This is a genomic window from Methylobacterium sp. P3_A11, from assembly GCF_056403155.1.
On the sequence record NZ_JBFUGA010000109.1, the window covers coordinates 1 to 19,439 of the forward strand.

The 19,439-nt window shown below is 71.8% G+C and carries 14 protein-coding genes and 1 pseudogene; 9 read left to right on the forward strand and 6 right to left on the reverse strand.

Going from position 1 to position 19,439, the window contains the following annotated elements:
* A partial coding sequence (locus AC1DXK_RS25390) for a DEAD/DEAH box helicase (protein WP_477299398.1) occupies positions 1-3,104 on the reverse strand: 3,104 nt, incomplete at its 3' end.
* A gap of 439 nt (positions 3,105-3,543) precedes the next feature.
* On the opposite strand from AC1DXK_RS25390, the gene AC1DXK_RS25395 reads away from it, so the two are divergent.
* Positions 3,544-6,372, forward strand: a complete 2,829-nt coding sequence (locus tag AC1DXK_RS25395) for a PAS domain-containing protein (RefSeq protein ID WP_457107887.1) — start codon at positions 3,544-3,546, stop codon at positions 6,370-6,372.
* Positions 6,373-6,488: 116 nt separating this feature from the next.
* On the forward strand, positions 6,489-6,794 hold the full coding sequence (locus AC1DXK_RS25400; RefSeq protein ID WP_457107886.1) for a hypothetical protein: 306 nt from the start codon (positions 6,489-6,491) through the stop codon (positions 6,792-6,794).
* Between the two features lie 58 nt (positions 6,795-6,852).
* Here AC1DXK_RS25400 and AC1DXK_RS25405 read toward each other — a convergent pair whose 3' ends face one another.
* On the reverse strand, positions 6,853-8,004 hold the full coding sequence (locus tag AC1DXK_RS25405) for a DUF2891 domain-containing protein (RefSeq protein WP_457107885.1): 1,152 nt from the start codon (positions 8,002-8,004) through the stop codon (positions 6,853-6,855).
* Between the two features lie 145 nt (positions 8,005-8,149).
* On the opposite strand from AC1DXK_RS25405, the gene AC1DXK_RS25410 reads away from it, so the two are divergent.
* Entirely contained in the window at positions 8,150-8,917 is a 768-nt protein-coding gene (locus tag AC1DXK_RS25410; RefSeq protein ID WP_457107884.1) for a CDP-diacylglycerol diphosphatase, read from the forward strand.
* Positions 8,918-9,057: 140 nt separating this feature from the next.
* Here AC1DXK_RS25410 and AC1DXK_RS25415 read toward each other — a convergent pair whose 3' ends face one another.
* Positions 9,058-9,960 carry a LysR family transcriptional regulator gene (locus AC1DXK_RS25415; protein ID WP_457107883.1) on the reverse strand — a complete coding sequence of 301 codons (903 nt, stop codon included), beginning with the start codon at positions 9,958-9,960 and terminating at the stop codon, positions 9,058-9,060.
* A 170-nt stretch (positions 9,961-10,130) separates the two neighbouring features.
* Between AC1DXK_RS25415 and AC1DXK_RS25420 the strand changes: the two genes are divergently transcribed.
* The 6 genes from AC1DXK_RS25420 (at position 10,131) to AC1DXK_RS25445 (ending at position 17,244) form a co-directional block, all read left to right on the forward strand.
* Positions 10,131-11,663, forward strand: a complete 1,533-nt coding sequence (locus AC1DXK_RS25420; protein WP_457107882.1) for an ABC transporter substrate-binding protein — start codon at positions 10,131-10,133, stop codon at positions 11,661-11,663.
* 43 nt (positions 11,664-11,706) lie between these two features.
* On the forward strand, positions 11,707-12,624 hold the full coding sequence (locus tag AC1DXK_RS25425) for an ABC transporter permease (protein ID WP_457107881.1): 918 nt from the start codon (positions 11,707-11,709) through the stop codon (positions 12,622-12,624).
* 40 nt (positions 12,625-12,664) lie between these two features.
* Entirely contained in the window at positions 12,665-13,603 is a 939-nt protein-coding gene (locus AC1DXK_RS25430) for an ABC transporter permease (protein WP_457107880.1), read from the forward strand.
* Positions 13,604-13,664: 61 nt separating this feature from the next.
* A complete protein-coding gene (locus tag AC1DXK_RS25435; protein WP_457107879.1) occupies positions 13,665-15,086 on the forward strand; it encodes a M20 family metallopeptidase in 1,422 nt (473 codons plus the stop codon).
* A 3-nt stretch (positions 15,087-15,089) separates the two neighbouring features.
* Positions 15,090-16,694 (forward strand): ABC transporter ATP-binding protein, encoded by a 1,605-nt coding sequence (locus tag AC1DXK_RS25440; protein WP_457107878.1) that lies wholly within the window; start codon positions 15,090-15,092, stop codon positions 16,692-16,694.
* 190 nt (positions 16,695-16,884) lie between these two features.
* Positions 16,885-17,244: a hypothetical protein gene (locus AC1DXK_RS25445; protein WP_457107877.1), complete on the forward strand. Its 360-nt coding sequence runs from the start codon at positions 16,885-16,887 to the stop codon at positions 17,242-17,244.
* Here AC1DXK_RS25445 and AC1DXK_RS25450 read toward each other — a convergent pair.
* The 3 genes and pseudogenes from AC1DXK_RS25450 to AC1DXK_RS25460 all read right to left on the reverse strand — a co-directional run.
* A complete protein-coding gene (locus tag AC1DXK_RS25450; RefSeq protein WP_477299399.1) occupies positions 17,217-17,666 on the reverse strand; it encodes a Ros/MucR family transcriptional regulator in 450 nt (149 codons plus the stop codon). The two genes, AC1DXK_RS25445 and AC1DXK_RS25450, sit on opposite strands and share 28 nt — an antisense overlap.
* 264 nt (positions 17,667-17,930) lie before the next feature.
* The gene (locus AC1DXK_RS25455; RefSeq protein WP_477299400.1) at positions 17,931-18,989 is read right to left on the reverse strand and encodes a YeiH family protein; all 1,059 of its coding nucleotides are present in this window, start codon (positions 18,987-18,989) and stop codon (positions 17,931-17,933) included.
* Positions 18,990-19,190: 201 nt separating this feature from the next.
* Positions 19,191-19,439 (reverse strand): annotated as a pseudogene (locus AC1DXK_RS25460) (ABC transporter permease); the annotation flags it as partial.

The following is a 19,439-nucleotide window of genomic DNA, read 5'->3' on the forward strand; positions in this document are numbered from 1 at the left end:
CCCCGCAGCCGGGCGACGCCCAGGTCGCAGCAGGCCGCCCGCAGCCGGGCGAGGTCGAACAGGGCGCGGACCGGATCCGGCGCGGCCCCGAACCGGTCCTCCACCTCGCCGGCCAGCGCCTCGATCGCCTCCGCGTCGCGCAGGCGCAGCAGCCGCGTGTAGAGGCTGAGGCGGATCTCGGGCTCGGGCACGTAATCCGCCGGGATCCGGCTCGGCAGGCCGAGGTCGATCTCCGGGCTCCAATCCTCGGCGCGCTCGCCCTTGGCGGCGGTCAGCGCCAGCTGCAGCAGGTGCTGGTAGAGGCCGAGCCCGACGAGCTTGGCGTGGCCCGCCTGATCCTCGCCGACGAGGTCGCCGGCGCCGCGCAGGTCGAGGTCCCGGGCGCTCACCGCGAAGCCGGCGCCGAGCCGGTCGAGGGCCTCCAGGGCGCGCAGGCGCTGGAGCGCCGCCGCCGGTGGGGGCGCGGCCGGGTCGCTCAGCAGATGGACGGTGCCGCGCCGCTGCCCGCGGCCGACGCGCCCGCGGAGCTGGTGGAGCTGCGCCAGCCCGAACCGTGCGGCGTCCCAGACCAGCATGGTGTTGGCCCGGGGCACGTCCAGCCCGCTCTCCACGATGGCGGTGGCGAGCAGCACGTCGCCGTCGCCGTCGGCGAAGCGGACCATAACCTCGTCCATGGCCGAGGGCTTCAGGTCCCCGTGCGCCACGAGGATCGTGAGGCCCGGCACCAGGGTGCGCAGGCGCTCGGCCATGGGGGCAATCTCCTCGATCCGCGGGCAGACCACGAAGCTCTGGCCGCCCCGGCGGTGCTCGCGGACGAGTGCCTCCCGCACCGCCTCGGCGTCGAAGGGCGCCACTACGGTCCGGACCGGCTGGCGGAGCGCCGGGGGCGTGGCCAGCACGCTGAGGCTCTGGAGGCCGACAAGGGCCGCCTGGAGCGTGCGGGGGATCGGGGTCGCGGTGAGCGTCAGGACGTGACCGCCCGCGGCGAGGCGGCGCAGATCGGCCTTCATCTTTGCGCCGAAGCGCTGCTCCTCGTCGATCACCGTCAGGCCGAGGTCGGCGAAGGAGACGCCGCTGCCGGCGAGGGCGTGGGTGCCGACCACCAGCCGGATCGAGCCGTCGGCGAGTCCCGCCCTGACGCGCCTGGCCTCGGCCGGCGCCACGAGGCGCGAGAGCTGCGCCACCTCCACGCCGAACCGGCCGAAGCGGCGGCGCAGGGTCTCGGCATGCTGGCGCGCCAGCACGGTTGTGGGGGCGATCAGCGCCGCCTGCTTGCCGGAGAAGATCGCGGCCGCCAACGCGCGCAGCGCCACCTCGGTCTTGCCGAACCCGACATCGCCGCAGACCAGCCGGTCCATCGGCCGGCCGGAGGCGAGGTCGGCCATCAGGGCGTCGACCGCGGCCGCCTGGTCGGGCGTCGGCGCGAAGCCGAAACCGGCGGCGAACCGCTCCATCTCCCGTGCCGGGGGTGTCAGGATCGGGGCTTCGGTTTCCCGGCGGGCGCGGGCCGCCTCCAGCATCAGGCGGGCGGTTCGCGCCATGGTGGCCTCCGCCTCCAGGCGGCGCCGGGGCCAGGTGCCGCCGTCGAGCTTGTCGAGGGTGACGGCGTCGGGCTCCGGCCCGTAGCGCCAGATCCGGTCCGCCTGGGTCACCGGCACCATCAGGATCGCGTCGCCGGAAAAGCGCAGGCGCAGGGCCTCGGAGGGCGCCTCACCCTGCGTCGCCACCGGCTCCAGCCCCTCGAACACGCACAGGCCGTGATCCCGGTCCACCGCGACGTCGCCGGGGCGCAGGTCGACCTCGCCCATCGGCAGGATCGCCCGGGCGCTCCCCGCCACGGCGGCCTCCGGGCCGAACAGGTCGGCGGCGGCGATCACGGTCGCGCCCTGCTCGGGAACCCGGAACCCGGCCGCCAGGGGGGCCTCCAGGGCGAGGACGTCGCCCGGCGCCGCCGCGGCCACGTCGGCCCAGGCGTCGATCAGGCGGATCGGGCGCTCGGCGCTTTTGCCGGCCTGGCGCACGAGGCGCCGCAGCGGTCGGACCGTGCCGGCGAGCACGACCACGTCGCCGGCCTTCAGCCGCTCGCGCAGAACCTTGGCGAAGGCCGTGCCCGGCCTATGATCCCCGGCGAAGACCGGCATGGCGCGGGGTTCCCCGGCCGCCGCGGTGGCGGCGATCCGGCCGTGCGCCGCCACGATGGCGTGCCAGGCCTCGGGGGTCAGGTAGAGGCCGGCGCCGGGTTGCGCGCGCTCGTCGCGGGCCTTGAGCCGTCCGCGGGCCTCGTCCATCTGCTCGAAGAAGGCGTCGATGCGGGCCTTCGTCCCGTCCTCGACCACGAGACGGGCCTCGGGCACGTAGTCCAGGAAGGTGACGAGGCGCGGGTAGTAGCGGTCGAGGCGGTGCTCCTGGCCAGTGAACGGTGTGAAGCTCTGGCCGGAGCCGGGCTCCAGGACGATCTCGGTGGCCGGGTCGATGACGAGTTCGTCGGTCTCCGCCACGGAGCGCTGCGAGATCGGGTCGTAGGAACGGATCGCCGTGACGCGGCCCTCCGCGTGCGCGATCCGGCAGGGCCGCGGCGCCGCGGCGGGGAAGACCTCGACGGTCCGGCCGCGGACGGCGATCTCGCCGGGCTCGTCGACCCGCTCGTCGAGGATGTAACCGAGGCGCTTCAGGTCGGCGGTCGCGGCGGCGACGTCGAGGGGATCGCCGACCCGCAGGGTCACCCGGGCCGAGGCCCAGGTCTCCGGCGGGGGCACGCGCTGGACGAGCGCCGGAGCGGTCGTCAGCACGAAGTCCGGCAGGGCGGACCGGTCGGTCAGCCAGCGCAGCACGGCGGCCCGAGCGCCCATCGTCGCCCGCGACGGCGAGGCGTGATCGAAGGGCAGGCAATCCCATTCCGGGTAGACCGCGACCTGCGCATCGGGATCCAGCGCCCGGAGGGCGGCGGACAGCTCCTCCAGGCGGCGGCTATCCCGGGCGACGTGCACCACCGGCCCGGGCTCCTGGGCATAGGCCAGGAGCGACACCGCCAGGGCACCGGTGGGCATCAGCGGCGCGTCGTCCAGTTTCTGCTGGGCGCCCGCCTTCGTCCTGCGTTTGGCCATGCCTGATCCGAACCCGTCCCCTTTGAGCCGGCAACGCCGCATCCGGCCCGCGGGCTCCCGGCCGCGGCGATCCGATCCACRGGCCGCCGCGACGCCGGTGCGGCCGGGCGCCTGGCACCGGGTTGCGCGGTCGCGATGGCACCGCGGCCGGCATCCGAACGGGATCGGAATCCCCTGCAGGACGCCGATGATGATCGGGACAGCGCCCGACGAGGCCAGGGTCAACGCGAATGTCTAGTAACCGACAATCGCAGACATCTTCGGCCGATCATCTCTTCGGAAGCGTGATCCGGAAATCGATGCGAGCGGTATACGACCGGATTGCCTCAGTCCGGCGCCCCCAGATCCTTGTGACAGCGCGCATTCCTTCGAGGAACCGGCACACGCGGCGTCGGAATGCGCTCTAGGGAGAAGCGGAAGCTTAGGCTATGACGATCCCGTGTCGCGGACCGCAACAATACCCCGCCTGTCGGGTTTCGAGCCCCAGCATCCGCAGCGGCTTGCCGCGTTGCGCGCCTACGCGATCCTCGACACGCCCCCGGAGCGCGCCTTCGACGAGATCGCCGAGATGGCCGCCCAGGCCTGCGGCACGCCGATGGCGCACATCAATTTCGTCGATGCCGACCGGCAGTGGATCAAGGCCGCTTTCGGCCATCCGACGCGATCGATGCCCCTCGCGTTCGGGTTCTGCACCGAGGCCATGCGCGCCGACGGCGTCCTCGTGCTGCCCGATCTGGCGACGGTGCCGGAGCACGCCGCCAACGCCCTGGTGACGGGCGAGCCGCACCTGCGCTTCTACGCGGGCGTGCCCCTGGTGACGCCGGACGGCTGGGCCATCGGGACGCTTTGCGTCCTCGACCGCGTGCCGCGCACGCTCACCGACCCGCAGCTCTTCGTCCTGAAGGCCCTCGCCCGGGCGGTGATGACGCAGCTGGATTCCCGCAACGCCGAGGCCGCCCTGCGCCTGAACGAGGAGCGCTACCGCTCCCTGTTCGCGTTCATCGATGCCGGCTTCTGCCTCATCGAGATGAAGTTCGCGGACGGCGACCGGCCGGTCGATTACCGCTTCCTGGAGGTCAATCCCGCCTTCGAGCGGCAGACCGGCCTGACCGACGCGGTCGGCCGGTGGATGCGGGACCTCGCGCCCGGCCACGAGCAGCGCTGGTTCGATCTGTTCGGCCAGGTCGCCCTCACCGGGGAGCCGGTCCGGTTCGAGCAGGCGGCCGAGGCCCTGGGCCGCTGGTACGACGTCCACGCCTACCGGGTCGACGGGCCGGGACGGAACCACGTCGCGATCCTGTTCAACGACATCACCGAGCGCCGCCGCAGCGAGATCGCGCTCCAGGCCCGGGAGGCGGAGCTTCGGCTGGTCGCGGACGCGATGCCGGTCCTGATCGCCTTCATCGACCGCACCCTCACCTACCGGTTCGCCAATGCCGCCTATGAGGCCTGGACCGGCCGGATGCCCGACGCGGTCGTCGGTCAGACCGTCCCGGACCTGATCGGCCCGGAGGCGTTTGCGGAACGACGGCCCGCGATCGAGCGGGCGCTCGCCGGCCAGGAGATCCGCCAGGAATGGGCCTGGACGTTTCCGCACCGCGAGACCCGGATCGCCGACACCCGCTACCTCCCGCGCCGGGGGGAGGACGGGCAGGTCGACGGGTTCTACGTCTTCGCCCATGACATCTCCGAGCGGAAGCGGATCGAGACGCTGCTCCAGTCCCGGACGGAACGCCTGGAGGCCCAGGTCGCCGCCCAGACCCGCGACCGTGACCGGGTCTGGACGCTGTCGCCGGTTCTGAAGCTCGTCGCGGACCGGGACGGGCTGGTCCAGTCGGTGAACCCGTCCTGGGGCCGGGCGCTCGGGTGGTCCGAGACCGAGACCCTGGGCCGGTCCGCCCTGGACTTCGTGGCGGCCGCGGAGCGCGAAGCCGCCCGCACGGCCCTGCGGCCGCTCTGCGCGGAGAACCGGGTCGAGGATGTCGAACTGTCCTGCCTGACCCGCACCGGCGATCGGCGCCGGGTGCTCTGGACCGTCGTGCCGGAGGACGGCCTGTTCTACGGCTTCGGGCGCGACATCACCGAGCAGCGCCAGGCCGAGGAGGCCCTGCGCCAGTCGCAGAAGCTCGAGGCCATCGGCCAGCTCACCGGCGGGGTGGCGCACGACTTCAACAACCTGCTCACCATCATCCGGTCCTCCGTGGAGTTCCTGCGCCGGCCGGACCTCGCCGAGGCGCGCCGCCGCCGCTACCTCGACGCGGTCTCCGACACCGTCGACCGCGCGGCCAAGCTCACCGGCCAGCTCCTCGCCTTCGCCCGGCGGCAGGCGCTGAAGCCCCAGGTCTTCGACATCGGCGCGCGCCTGCGCAGCATCGCCGACATGCTCGACTCGGTCACCGGCGCCCGCATCCGCGTCGTCATCGACCTGCCCGAGGCGCCCCGCTACGTGCGCGCGGACGAGAGCCAGTTCGAGACCGCGCTGATCAACATGGCGGTCAACGCCCGGGACGCCATGGACGGGGAAGGCAGCCTGACCCTGCGCCTCGCCGGCGACGGCCCGATGCCGGCGATCCGCGGGCATGCCGGCGCGCCGGGGCCGTTCGTGGCCGTGCGGGTCACCGATACCGGCGGCGGCATCCCGGACGCGGATCTGGGGCGGATCTTCGAACCGTTCTTCACCACCAAGGAGATCGGCAAGGGAACCGGCCTCGGCCTCAGCCAGGTCATCGGCTTCGCCAAGCAGTCCGGCGGCGACATCGACGTCGCGAGCACGGTGGGCCAGGGCACGACCTTCTCGCTCTACCTGCCGCAGGTCGCGGCGCCCGCCCAGACGGCCGGGGCCGACCGGGATCGCCGCCGGGCGGCGGAGCCGCGGCGGGGCCTGTGCATCCTCGTCGTGGAGGACAATCTCGGGGTCGGGCGCTTCTGCACCCAGATCCTGGAGGATCTCGGCCATGCGCCGGTCTGGGCGAAGTCCGCCGAGGAGGCGCTGGCCGAACTCGACCGGACGCCGGACCGCTTCGACGTGGTCTTCTCGGACGTGGTCATGCCGGGGATGGGGGGTGTCGCCCTCGCCCGGCAGCTTCAGGGCGACCGTCCCGACCTGCCGGTGGTGCTGACCTCCGGCTACAGCCACGTGCTGGCCACCGACGACGCCCACGGCTTCGCCCTCGTGCGCAAGCCCTACTCGGCCGAGCAGCTCGCCCAGGTTCTCTACGAGACGGCGAAGCACGGCGGCGAGCCGGGCACCCCGGCCAGCGACGTGTAACGTTACTTCAAGTTAACAGTCTTCACACGAAAATGTCCGCGCTTTGATCGGAAACATTTTGTGTTGCTGAGCCGGATCCAGTATATTCTGCTCGATCATCGAAGCGTGAGATCACCATGCCGCTGACCGGACGCTTCTGGTTCCGCCGGACCTGGACCGGCAAGCTGATCCTGCTCGTCGAGGAGGAGCGCGGGCGCTGGTTCCGCCGCCGCCTCGGCTCCAAGGTGCGCTGGCGCGACGCCCGGCTCCTCGACCTCGCCGAGGCACCCCTCCGGGGCCTCATGACGCTGGAGCGGACCTACCGCGCCGAGTTCGGACCCGCCGAGGTGCGCCGCCCCGCCGGCCTGGCCCCGCTGCCGGGCGGTTTGGCGCTAAGCCGCGGCGCATCGGCGCCAGGAACAAGGCCACCCCTGTCGGGTTGACGGAGCGCAATCCAGCGACGCGGTCGCCGTCTTGCGGCCCCTCGTGGGGGTTTCCTCCCTAGACTTTCGGACCGTTCCCCCGTGGGCGGTCCTTTTTTGTTTCGGTCCCGCGGATGTCGACGCGGACCGCGGCGGAACCGTCTGACGCATCGCTTCGATCATCGTCCGTGCCGCCGCGGCGCGCTCCGTCCGAGCCGGCTTCGAGGGCCAGCAGCGCGAAGGTCGCGAGCCAGTGCTCGCCCATGTAGTCGCCGGTGACGTGCGGGAGCCCCGCCGCGAGGTGGTCCTCCGCGGCCGTTTGGAGCGGCGGCCGGCGGCGATCCTCCGGAGCGAGGGCCGCGGCGAGGCTGCGCAAGCACCACGCGCGGCTGAGGTTCAGCCCGTCGAGATGGGCGATCTTGCCGTCAGAGCGGTCGGTCACGGTGGCCGGGCGGAACAGGGTCTCGGGCCGGCCGACAGCGAGATCGGGCAGGAACCGGTCGAACCAGGGTGCGAACCGCCCGGGCGGCAGCAGCCGACGCATGCATTCGGCCTCGATCAGCGCCGAGGAGAGGAAATCGTCGCCGCCGGGCTCGCCCCAGGCCGGGCAAGCCGCGTCCGCCCCGTACCAACGCCCGGCGGTGTCGTGCAGCAGGGCGGCCAGCCCGGCATCCCGCGCGCCCTCCGCGTAATCGGCCGCCAGGCGCAGGGCGAAGGCGGTGTTGAAATGGGTCCCGACCCGCACCGGATAGGGGGCCACGGGCAGGAACTCCAGAAAGCGCCGGGCGATGAGTCCAGCCAGGGGCGCCAGGGCCGCGGACCAGCGGCGCTCGGGGAGAGCGGAGAGTTCGTCGGCGAGCTTCAGGAGCCAGCCCCAGCCGTAGGGCCGCTCGAAACCCCGGGCGGTCGGGGCGGCGAGGTAGGCGCATTCCCCCGCCACCGTCGCGGGGGTCAGCTGCGCCTCGAACCGGGCGCGGATCGCCGGGGCCTGGGGACCGTCCGGGAACAGCCGCAGCATGCGTGCCAGCAGCCACGTTCCGTGGACGCAGGAGTGCCAGTCATAGCTGCCGTGGAAGGCCGGGTGCAGCGCCGCGGGGGTGCGCGCATCCTCCGGACCGGCCAGGACATGGCCCGGCTTGTTCGGGTACTCGCGGGCGACGTGGCCCAGCGCGACCGCGGCGAAGCGCGCGGCGATGTCGGGGGTGAGCGCACGGGTCGTCGCGGCGGTCATCGCGGGGCTCCGGCTCCGGGACGGCCGGCATAGCGGCTTTCCGGCGCGGGGTCAGGCCCCGGGGACGCTTTGCCGGCGCAGCCCCGGATCGGCTATCGCGGGACGGCCGAGCCGGACAACCGCGCCGGCCCCATCGGAAGCTCCCATGCGCCGCGTGCCGCTCGCAGCCCTCCTCGTCGCGCTCCCGCTCACCGCCGCGCGGCCGGCCACCGCCGCGCCCGATCCGAGCCGCGACGTCCTGTGGGCCGCCCTGAAGACCTGCGTGCTCGCCAAGCGTCTCGCCAACCGGACCTTCCCGTGCCTCGCGGTCGATCTCGGGGACGGGGCGCGTCCGGGCTCGGCGGTCCTGCGCGCGCCCGGCGAGCCGACCCACACCGTCGTCATGCCCACCGACACCGTCGCGGGCCTGGAGGCCCCGGTCCTGCGGGGCGCGCGCGGGATCGCCTATTGGCGCGCCGCCCTGGCAGCGCGGCCGTTCGTGTCGGACGTGCTGCGGGAACGGCTCACCCCCGCGGAGGTCGGGCTGGCGGTCAACTCGGCCCGGGGCCGCAGCCAGGACCAGCTCCACATCCATCTCGACTGCCTGAAGCCGAGCGTGCTCAAGGCGATCCGGGCGCATGGGCACCAGATCCACCGGACCTGGACCCGCTTCCCGGTGCCGCTCGCCGGCGACCGCTACTACGCCCTGCGCGTGCCGGAGGCGGACGCCGGGCAGTTCAATCCGTTCGCGGCCCTGCACACCCTGCCGGGCGCCCGGCCGGACCTGCACCGGACGAGCTTCGCCGCGCTCGCGACGCCCACGGGCGATCCCGAGCCGGGCTACATCCTTCTGGCCTACCGGGCGCCCAGCGCCAGCGCCGAGGACGTGATGGATCACACATGCGCCGTCGCGGCCGCGCGGGGCGGCGCCTGAGCGACCGCGGTTCCTGTCACCGAGCCAACGCCTCCGTGCGGCCGAAGCCGGCCAGGGTGGATGCGCCTCTGTCCGGCGGGCCGAGGATGCAGAGCCGCGGGCCGAGCGCGTGGAGGGTTACGGCGTCGTCCCGCCCGCCGTCACCCCGATCGCGGCGGCGGCAGCGCGTCGAGCAGCTGGCGCAGGAATGCCCGCACCGCCTTCGGCAGCCGCCGGTCGCGCATCGCCTGGATCTTCACGCCCCGGGCGAGGCTCGTCCGGGACTGGATCGGCAGGCTGACCAGCTCGTTGAGCCGCAGGGGCGTCTGCACCGACAGCGCCGACATCAGGGCGATGCCGCGGGAGCGCCGCACGAAGGGCAGCAGCGCCGAGAGATTGTTGGAGGTCAGCACCGGCTCCACAGCGATGCCCTCGTGCGCGCAGGCGGCGTCGAAGACCTGCCGCAGGGTCGTGTCCCGGGTCGGCAGGGCGACCGGGTAGTCCAGCAGGTCGACGAGCCGCAGGGCCGGCGCCCGCGCGAGGGGATGGTCGGGCGCGGCCAGCGCCAGCATGTCGACCTGCCCGTCGTAGAGCACCTCGACCTGCGCGGTGGGTGTCAGCGCGAAGGTGATCCCGAGATCGGCATCCCCCACCGCCACCGTCTGGGTGACCTGGGCCGGGGGCTGGACCGTGACCTCGAAGCGGATGCCGGGATGGGCCGCGTGGAAGGCCGCGATCGCGTTCGGCACGATGTCGAGGGAGAAGCCCTCGGAGCAGGCGATGCGGATCAGCCCGCGGGCGAGCCCTTCCAGCTCCCGGATCTCGGTGACCACCTGCTCGGAGCGGATCAGCACCTGATGGGCGTGCTGCGCCAGCAGCTCCCCGGCAGGGCTCGGCACCATGCCGCGCGGTCGCCGCTCGAACAGCACGCAGTCGAGCTCGGCTTCCAGGTTGGCGATCTGCCGGCTGATCGCCGAGGCCGCTACGTTGAGCTGGGACGAGGCGGCCGCGATCGACCCGGTGCGGGCCACGGCCAGGAAGTAGCGCAGGCCCGTACTCTGCATTATCGTGCTCGATACGCTGTATGGTGCCATGCACATTGCCGATACGGCAACGCAGCACTCGCTAAATTCTACTTGTTGCGATCCCAGATGCACAACACCATGGCAGGGTGAAAAACGCGGCAGCCGCGGAACCTTCCGCCGGGCCTGTCCGCCGCGCCGTCGGAGCCTGCATGCCGCTACGGACTCTCACCCGAGCCGCCACCCTGGCCGCCTCGTTCGCGACCCTGATCGCCGCCCACCCGGCGCTCGCCGGCAAGGCGGACGACACCCTGGTCTACGCGTCGGACAGCGAGCCGGAGAACGTCAGCCCCTATCACAACAGCGCCCGCGAGGGCGTGATCCTAGCCCGGAACTGCTGGGACACGCTGCTGTACCGGGATCCCAAGGACAGCTCCTACAAGCCATTTCTGGCGACCGCCTGGACCTGGAAGGACGACACGACGCTGGATCTCACGATCCGCGAGGGCGTGGTCTTCCACAACGGCGACCCGCTCGGGCCGGAGGACGTGGCGTTCACGTTCAATTACGTGCTGACGCCGGAGGCCCGCACGGTCACCCGCCAGAACGTCGACTGGATGAAGTCGGTGGAGGTGACCGGCCCGCACAGCGTGCGCATCCACCTGAAGGCCCCCTTCCCGGCGGCGCTGGAATACCTCGCCGGCCCGACCCCGATCTTCCCGGCCAATTACTTCAAGAAGGTCGGCCTCGACGGGTTCGCCAAGGCGCCGGTCGGCAGCGGCCCCTACCGGATCACCAAGGTCGACAGCGGCCGCGGCGTCTCCATGGAGCGGTTCGACAAGTACTGGGCCGAGAGCCCCCTCGGGAAGCCGAAGATCGGCAAGCTGCAGTTCCGCGTCATCCCGGACGGCGAGAGCCGGATGGCCGAACTGATGACCGGCGGCGTCGACTGGATCTGGCGGGTGCCGAGCGACCAGGCCGAGCAGCTGCGCGCCGCGCCCACCATCACGGTGCTCAACTCCGAGACGATGCGGGTCGGGTTCCTGCAGTTCGACACGCTGGGCCGGGCGAAGGAGAACTCGCCGCTCAAGGACGTGCGCGTCCGGCAGGCGATTTCCTACGCCATCGACCGCAAGGCGATGGTCGACAACCTCGTGCGCGGCGCCTCGCGGGTGATGAACGCCCTGTGCTTCGTCGATCAGTTCGGCTGCACCGACCAGGGCGTGCCGCGCTACGCCTACGACCCCGCCAAGGCCAAGGCGCTGCTCAAGGACGCCGGCTACCCGAACGGGTTCGAGATCGACCTCGGCGCCTATCGTGAGCGCGACTACGCCGAGGCGGTGATCGGCTATCTCGGCGCCGTCGGCATCAAGGCGCGGCTCAACTACCTGCGCTACGCGGCGTTCCGCGATTCGCTGAGGGCCGGCAAGACCTCGATCGGCTACCAGACCTGGGGGTCGTTCTCGGTGCTCGACGTCTCGGCCTTCGACGGGGTGTATTTCCGCGGCGGCGAGGAGGACCTGACCAAGGATCCGCAGGTGATCGCCGACCTCCAGAAGGGCGACAGCTCCACCGATCCGGAGACCCGCAAGGCCGCCTACGCCAAGGCGCTCCAGCGGATCGCCGCGGAGGCCTACGCCCTGCCGATGTTCTCCTACTCGACCAACTACGCCTTCACGTCGGACCTGAACTTCACCGCCCAGCCCGACGAGGTGGCGCGGTTCTACGCGGCGTCGTGGAAGTGATGATGGTGGCCGCCGCGCGCCGGCCCGAAGGAGCCTGAGCCCCATGCTGGCCTTCACCCTCCGGCGCGTGCTGGTCGCCCTGGCGGTGGCCTTCACGGTCTCGGTGGCGAGCTTCCTGCTCCTCCACCTCTCGGGCGACCTCGCGACCGCGATCGCGGGACCGGAGGCCACCGGGCCGCAGATCGCGCAGATCCGCCAGGATTACGGCCTGGACCAGCCGCTGATGACCCAGTTCCTCACCTGGGGCTGGCGGGCGCTGCACCTCGATTTCGGCAATTCCTTCTATTTCCGCGAGAGCGTGATCGACCTGCTCGCCGCCCGCCTGCCGATCACCCTCTATCTCGGGTTCATCGCCCTCGCCGTGGCCCTGTTCGTGGCGATCCCGCTGGGCGTCGTCGCCGCCGTGAAGCGGGACACCTGGATCGACCGGACGGCACTGGGCGTCTCGGTGCTCGGCCAGGCGATGCCGAGCTTCTGGTTCGGCCTGACGCTGATCCTGATCTTCTCCGTCAACCTCCGCTGGCTGCCGGTCTCGGGCAACGCGAGCTGGAAGAACTTCGTCCTGCCCGCGGTGGCGCTCGGCTACTACGCCATGCCGGCGGTGATGCGGCTGACCCGCAACGGCATGCTGGAGGTGCTGGCCTCCGACTACGTCCGCACCGCCCGCGCCAAGGGTCTGCCCCCCAGAAAGGTGCTGGTGCGCCACGCGCTGCGCAACGCCGTCATCCCGGTGATCGCCCTGGCGGCGGTGCAGTTCGGCTTCATGCTCGGCGGCTCGATCGTCATCGAGGCGGTGTTCTCGCTCCAGGGTCTCGGGCAGCTCGCCTGGGAGTCGATCGCGCGCAACGACTTCCCCGTCGTCCAGGCGATCGTGCTGGTGCTGGCCATGATCTACATCGGCCTGACCCTGGCCGCCGACCTGCTGAACGCGTTCCTCGATCCGCGTCTGCGCCAGGCATGAGCGCGCACCGTCAGGCGTCCGCCGTGTGGAGAAGCCGCCCATGAGCCTGCCCCCCGATTCGGCAGCCTTGGCCGCCCCGTCCCTGCCGCCGGAGGTCGAGGTCCCGGTCGCTGCGGCAATCCCCTCCCCCCTCGGCCTGATCCTGCGGCGGGGCCTGCGCCACACGGGCTTCCTAATCGGCGCCGGGATCCTTGGGGTGATCGTGCTGGCGGCGCTCGCCGCGCCGCTCATTGCCCCGCACGACCCCTACGCGCAGGACGTGTCCCGCCGCCTGATCCCGCCGATCTGGCAGGCCAAGGGCACGTGGGACCACGTCCTCGGCACCGACAAGCTCGGGCGCGACTACCTGAGTCGCCTGCTCTACGGCGGCCAGATCTCCCTCCTGATCGGGATCTCGGCGGCGCTGATTTCCGGGCTGATCGGCACGACGCTGGGCCTGTGTGCCGGCTATTTCGGTGGCTGGGTCGATGCGGTGGTGAGCTACGTCGTCACCACGCGCCTGGCCATGCCGGTGGTGCTGGTGGCGCTGGCCATGGCGGCGCTGGTCGGCGGCTCGCTGAAGGTGGTGGTGCTGGTGCTGGGCTTCCTGCTCTGGGACCGCTTCGCCGTGGTGACCCGGGCCGCGACCCAGCAGATCCGCAACCAGGACTTCGTCTCGGCCGCCCGCGCCGCGGGGCTCACGGACCTGCGGATCATCCGCCAGGAGATCCTGCCCAACATCCTGAACGCGCTGATCGTCGTGGCGACCCTGGAGATGGCCCACGCGATCCTGCTGGAGGCCGCCCTGTCGTTCCTGGGGCTCGGCGTTCAGCCGCCCCTGCCCTCCTGGGGCCTGATGATCGCCGAGGGCAAGCAGTACATGTTCTTCCAGCCCTGGGTGATCACCATCCCGGGCGTGGCGCTCCTCCTCCTCGTGCTGGCGATCAACCTCCTGGGCGACGGCCTGCGCGACATCACCGCCCCCGAGGCGCGCAACTGACGGCTCCGCCGGGCCGGGGCACAGCCGGTACGTTACCAAAATGTTTCACGGGAAACACACCATGACGCGAGACGCCGCCATCGCGCGCGCCACAGACGCCTTCGACTCGGGCGCTTTCCTGGCGCTCCTGCGGGAGGCGGTGGCGATGCCCACCGAGAGCCAGGCCCCCGGCCAGGAGGCGGCGCTCCGCGCCTACCTCGACGCCTTCATCGCGCCGCTGGTGACCCGGCTCGGCTTCGAGACCCCTCAGGTCTTCCCGAACCCGGACGGGGTGCACGGCCCGTTCCTGATCGCCGAGCGCCACGAGGGACCGGAGCTGCCGACCGTGCTGATCTACGGCCACGGCGACACGGTGCGCGGGTACCCGGAGCAGTGGCGCGAGGGCCTCGGCCCCTGGGAGATCGTGGTCGAGGGCGACCGCTGGTATGGGCGCGGCACCGCCGACAACAAGGGCCAGCACGTCCTCAACCTCGCCGCCCTGGAGCAGGTGATCGCCGCCCGCGACGGCCGCCTGGGCTTCAACGTCAAGCTCCTGATCGAGATGGGCGAGGAATCCGGCTCCCCCGGCCTGCGGCCGTTCTGCCGGGCACAGGCCGAAGCCCTGCGTGCCGACGTGCTGATCGCCTCGGACGGGCCACGCCTCAACGGCGCGCGCCCGACCCTCTTCCTGGGCTCCCGCGGCGCCTATAATTTCGAACTCAGCCTCAACCTGCGGGAGGGCGCGCACCATTCCGGCAATTGGGGCGGCCTGTTGCGCAACCCCGGCACGGTGCTGGCCTCGGCCATTGCGTCGATGGTGGATGCCCGCGGTGCCATCCGGGTCGAGGCCCTGCGGCCGCCGCCGATCCCCGAGGGCGTGCGCGCGGCCCTCGCCGACATTCGCGTCGGCGAGGATCCGACCGCGCCGGCGATCGATGCCGACTGGGGCGAGCCGGGCCTGACACCCGCCGAGCGGGTCTTCGCCTGGAACACCCTCGAGGTGCTGGCCTTCAAGACCGGCGATCCGGACGGCCCGCTCAACGCGGTCCCGCCCCACGCCAAGGCAACCCTGCAGCTGCGCTTCGTGGTCGGTACCGACTGGCAGAATCTCATCGCGAACGTCCGCGCCCATCTCGACGCGCACGACTTCCCGATGATCGAGGTCAGGCCCGCCCGCGCCGCGGAGGTCTTCCAGGCGACACGGCTGCCGGTCGAGGATCCCTGGGTCGAATGGGCGCTCGCGTCGATCGCGGCGAGTTCCGGAAAAAAGCCGGCGCTGCTGCCCAATCTCGGTGGCTCGCTGCCGAACGACGCCTTCTCGGAGATCCTCGGCCTGCCGACCCTCTGGGTGCCGCATTCCTACCCAGCCTGCCGCCAGCACGGGCCGGACGAGCACCTGCTCGCGTCGGGGACCCGGGAGGGCATGGCGATCATGGCGGGACTGTTCTGGGATCTCGGCGCCGACGGCCCGGACATCCTGCGCCGCCGGCAAGCGAGGGCCTGAACCATGGGTGAGCCGGTCGTCCGCATCCGCGATCTGACGATCGCGCTCCCCAAAGGGGCCGACCGTCCCCACGCGGTCGAGGGCCTGAACCTCGATCTGCAGGCCGGCAAGATCCTCTGCGTCGTCGGAGAATCGGGCTCGGGCAAGTCGATGAGCGCCTACGCGCTCACCGGCCTCCTGCCCCGGGCGCTGAAACCTACCGCTGGCACGATCCTGTTCGAGGGCCGGGACCTCCTGACCCTCGACGAGCCCGCGTGGCGCGCCCTGCGCGGCCGGCGCATCGCCATGGTGTTCCAGGAGCCGATGACGGCGCTGAACCCGGTGATGCGGATCGGCGACCAGATCGCCGAGATGTTCGAAGCGCACAATCTGCTCACGCGGAGCGAGCGCCGGGCGCGGGCGGTGGCGCTGGCCGCGGAGGTCGGCTTGCCGAACCCGGAGGAGGCGGTGCGGGCCTACCCGCACCAGCTCTCCGGCGGCCAGCGGCAGCGGGCGATGATCGCCATGGCGCTGGCCCTGGAGCCCTCCGTTCTCGTCGCCGACGAGCCGACCACGGCGCTGGACGTCACCACCCAGGCCCAGATCCTCCGGCTGATCCGCGACCTGCAGCGGAAGCGCGGCATGACCGTGCTGTTCATCACCCACGATTTCGGCGTGGTGGCGGAGATCGCCGACCACGTGGCGGTGCTCCAGCGCGGGCGGCTGGTGGAATCCGGCATCGCCGAGTCCGTGCTGCGGGATCCGCAGGCGCCCTACACCAAGGCACTCCTCGCCGCCGTCCCGAGCCTGACGCCGCCGCCGCGCGCGCCCGTGGAGGCGGCCCCGGTCGCCCTCTCGGTGAGCCGGCTGTCCAAGACCTATTCGGGACGCTCCGGCCTGTTCGGCAAGCCGCGGGTCGTCGCGGCGGTCAAGGAGGTCTCGTTCGATGTCCGCCGCGGCGAGACCCTGGGGCTCGTGGGCGAATCCGGCTCGGGCAAGTCGACGACGGCGCGGCTCGCGATCCGGCTGATCGAGCCCGACGGCGGCACGGTCCGGCTCGGCGCCCTCGACTACACGGCGCTGAAGGGCGCGGCGCTGCGCGACGGGCGCAGCCGGATCCAGATGATCTTCCAGGATCCGTTCGCGTCGCTGAACCCGCGCCGCACCGTGGAGCAGATCATCACGGCGGGGCCGATCGCCCACGGGGTCCCGGCCGCGGAGGCGCGGACGCGGGCGCGGGACCTGCTCGACCTCGTCGGCCTCGATCCGAAGGCCGCCGCCCGCTACCCGAACGCCTTCTCGGGCGGCCAGCGCCAGCGCATCGGCATCGCCCGGGCGCTCGCCATGGAGCCGGACGTGCTGGTGGCCGACGAGGCGGTCTCGGCCCTGGACGTATCGGTCCAGCGGCAGGTACTGGACCTCTTGGAGGACCTGAAGCAGCGCTTGTCCCTGGCGATGCTGTTCATCACCCACGACCTGCGGGTGGCCGCCGCGATCTGCGACCGGATCGCCGTGATGCACCGGGGCGCCGTCGTGGAGATGCGGGGCACGGCCGATCTGTTCGCCGCACCCGAGCACGCCTACACGCGCAGCCTCCTCGCGGCGGTTCCGGGGGCACACGGAGCCTGAACAGGCCCGGCCGGATCGGAGTCGATCTGGGACGCACAGACAAGTTTTTTGGACGGGACCGCTCTGTCCGGATCGTGCAAATTCAGTAGGATACGGTCGTTGTCGAGGGTGGAGCACACTCGGCGGATCCACGGCTGCCCCCGCTATCCGTCCCTGCTCGCACCTCGAATGCGGACGGGGTTATTTCAGCGTGTCGACCTCAGACAAGACCGACGACATCCGGCCGAACCGCAAGCGAAGCGGGTCGGCACTGCCGCCGGTGCTTCGCCGTGGGCGCGCACACCGGATCGTGCGCTGGATCGGCGCCGGAAACCGCAAGGCCCACAAGCGTACGGAGGACAGCGTGTCCACGACACCGGAGGCCCCGGAGGCCCGCATCATCAAGCTGAGCTGGGCCGATACGTTCGGCCGTCCTGGCCGTGTCGAGGCCGGTCGATCCGGTGCGATCCTCGCTGCGGTGCTGCCGTTCGAGAGCCGCAAGTCCCGGAGCGCACCGCAACCAACCCCGCGCCGCGCCGCGGATCAGCCGCCGGTCCCGGTCCTGCGCTGACCGACGCGCCCGCCGGGCACGCCGAGGCCGATCGCCTTGGCCAGCGCCGAACGCTGCGCGGCGTAGCCGGGTGCGGTCATCGGGTAATCGTCCGGCAGGCCGTAGCGTTCGCGATAGCGCTCCGGCGTCAGGCCGTGGGCGGTGAGATGGCGCTTCAGGGTCTTGTAGGTCCGGCCGTCGATGAAGCTGGCGATGCCGTTCTCTTGGACCGACCTGCGGATCTGCGCCGATGTCGGCCGCTCCACGGTGGGCTCGGCGACGGCGGCCGGCTGTCCGTCGAGGGCCATCAGGGCTCCGTGCACGCTCGCCATGAGCTCAGGCAGCGCCGCCGGCGGAACGGAATTGTTGGCGACATAGGCGGCGACGATCTCGCCGGCCAGCGCAACCAACTTGAGGCTGTTCTCAGGATTCTTTTCGAGCACTGCGCGAGTCCACACGAAGGTTTCGACCACGATGCATGCGGTTCCAAAGCAAAAACCGCGGATGTGTCAAGACGGCCTTGACACGCGATGGATCGCTGAAAGCGCTTTTCGGTGCCGATGGGCGGAATGCCGGCTCCGATATGATGCCGTCACCTGCACGACGGTGCCGGTCCCGCGCCGGTTACCGTGGCGCGGCGGATCCCCGGCGGGGAATACCGCTCCCTCCGTCGGATCGCGGATTGCAGGACCTAGGGTGGTGCGGCCTCAGCCGATCCCGAGGGTGCGGATCAGCGTGAGGCTGAGGACGATGAGGACGGCGAGGGAGGYGGTGACCGCAAGGGTGACCCGGCCGCCGACCCGGGCGAGGACCCGCACGTCGACCCCGAGGCCGAGGGCGGCCATGGACAGGATCGTGAGCACGCCGGCGAGCTGGGTGAGGGGCTTCACCGCGGCGTCCGGGACGAGGCCCAGCGAGCGCAGGGCCGCCAGGGCCAGGAAGCCGAGAATGAACCACGGCACCAGCTTGGTGAGGCCGGGGCGGGCCGGCGAGGTCGGGGCGCCCGCGGCCTGCGGCAGGCGGGGGGCGATCAGCGAGAACACCACGACCACGGGCCCGAGCATCAGAACGCGCACGAGCTTCACCAGGGTCCCCACCTGGGTCGACAGCAGGCTCACCGGCACGGTGGCGGCCAGCACCTGCGGCACCGCGTAGACGGTCAGCCCTGCCAGGACCCCGTACTGGTTGTCGGTCATGCCGGCCAGGGGCACGAACAGCGGCAGGCCGAGCACCATCAGCACGCCCAGCACCGCCGTGAAGGCGATGGCGGCGGCGATGTCCTTCGGTTCCGCTCCGATCACCGGCGCCACCGCGGCGATGGCCGAATTGCCGCAGATGGCGTTGCCGCAGGCCACCAGGATCGCCATCCGGGCCGGCAGGCCCAGCATCCGGCAGATCGCCACGCTGGCGGCGATGCCGAGGACCACGGTGCCGACGATGCCGGCCAACAGGGCCGGGCCAGAGGCGAGGATCGCCCCGAGGCTCAGGGAGGCGCCGAGCAGGACGACGGCGACCTCGAGCAGCTGCTTGGCCGAGAAGGCGATGCCGGTGCGGAACCGGGCCTGGGGCGTCCAGGCGGTACGCACCGCGATGCCGATCAGGATCGCCAGGACCAGGGCCTCGACATAGGGATGGCCGGCGACGCGCTCCTCCAGGGCCTGTGCGGCCATCGCCACCGCGGTGATCGCCGCGCACAGGGCGAGTCCGGGCAGGAGCGAGGCGGCCGTGTCCGACCGGCTGCCATGCCGGGCGAGAGCCGGGGCCATCTTGGGAGGGGCGTCAGGGCTCAAAGGAACGGGCTCCGAGGTCGCCTGCGGAGCGTATAGGAAGAAAACGTTTGCCGCATCCGCGCAAGAGAGAACATCGTTCTCTAATCGAAGGTCATGCGAGACTATACGCCTCCAGGCCCGTCGGGCCGCGCCGGACCTAGGGCGTCCGATCACGCGCCGGCGGGCAGGCGAGAGTCTTCAGGCCTGCATGCCCCAGCGCTGGACGGTGCGGCGCTCGATGGTCTGGAAGATCAGGTTCTCGACGACGAGGCCGATCAGGATCACGGTCAGCAGCCCGGCGAACACGTTCGGGATGTCGAGCATGTTCTTGTTCTCGAAGATGAACCAGCCCAGCCCGCCCGCCCCGGACGACACCCCGAAGACCAGCTCGGCGGCGATCAGCGTGCGCCACGCGAACGCCCAGCCGACCTTCAGGCCGGTCAGGAT

What these genes read in the sequence shown, in the direction of transcription:
- AC1DXK_RS25430 (WP_457107880.1), top strand. Translation starts at nt 12,665, where the DNA reads ATGAGCCTGCCCCCCGATTCGGCAGCCTTGGCCGCCCCGTCCCTGCCG.
- AC1DXK_RS25400 (WP_457107886.1), top strand. Translation starts at nt 6,489, where the DNA reads ATGCCGCTGACCGGACGCTTCTGGTTCCGCCGGACCTGGACCGGCAAG.
- AC1DXK_RS25420 (WP_457107882.1), top strand. Translation starts at nt 10,131, where the DNA reads ATGCCGCTACGGACTCTCACCCGAGCCGCCACCCTGGCCGCCTCGTTC.
- AC1DXK_RS25435 (WP_457107879.1), top strand. Translation starts at nt 13,665, where the DNA reads ATGACGCGAGACGCCGCCATCGCGCGCGCCACAGACGCCTTCGACTCG.
- AC1DXK_RS25410 (WP_457107884.1), top strand. Translation starts at nt 8,150, where the DNA reads ATGCGCCGCGTGCCGCTCGCAGCCCTCCTCGTCGCGCTCCCGCTCACC.
- AC1DXK_RS25405 (WP_457107885.1), bottom strand. Translation starts at nt 8,004, where the DNA reads ATGACCGCCGCGACGACCCGTGCGCTCACCCCCGACATCGCCGCGCGC.
- AC1DXK_RS25415 (WP_457107883.1), bottom strand. Translation starts at nt 9,960, where the DNA reads ATGCAGAGTACGGGCCTGCGCTACTTCCTGGCCGTGGCCCGCACCGGG.
- AC1DXK_RS25425 (WP_457107881.1), top strand. Translation starts at nt 11,707, where the DNA reads ATGCTGGCCTTCACCCTCCGGCGCGTGCTGGTCGCCCTGGCGGTGGCC.
- AC1DXK_RS25440 (WP_457107878.1), top strand. Translation starts at nt 15,090, where the DNA reads ATGGGTGAGCCGGTCGTCCGCATCCGCGATCTGACGATCGCGCTCCCC.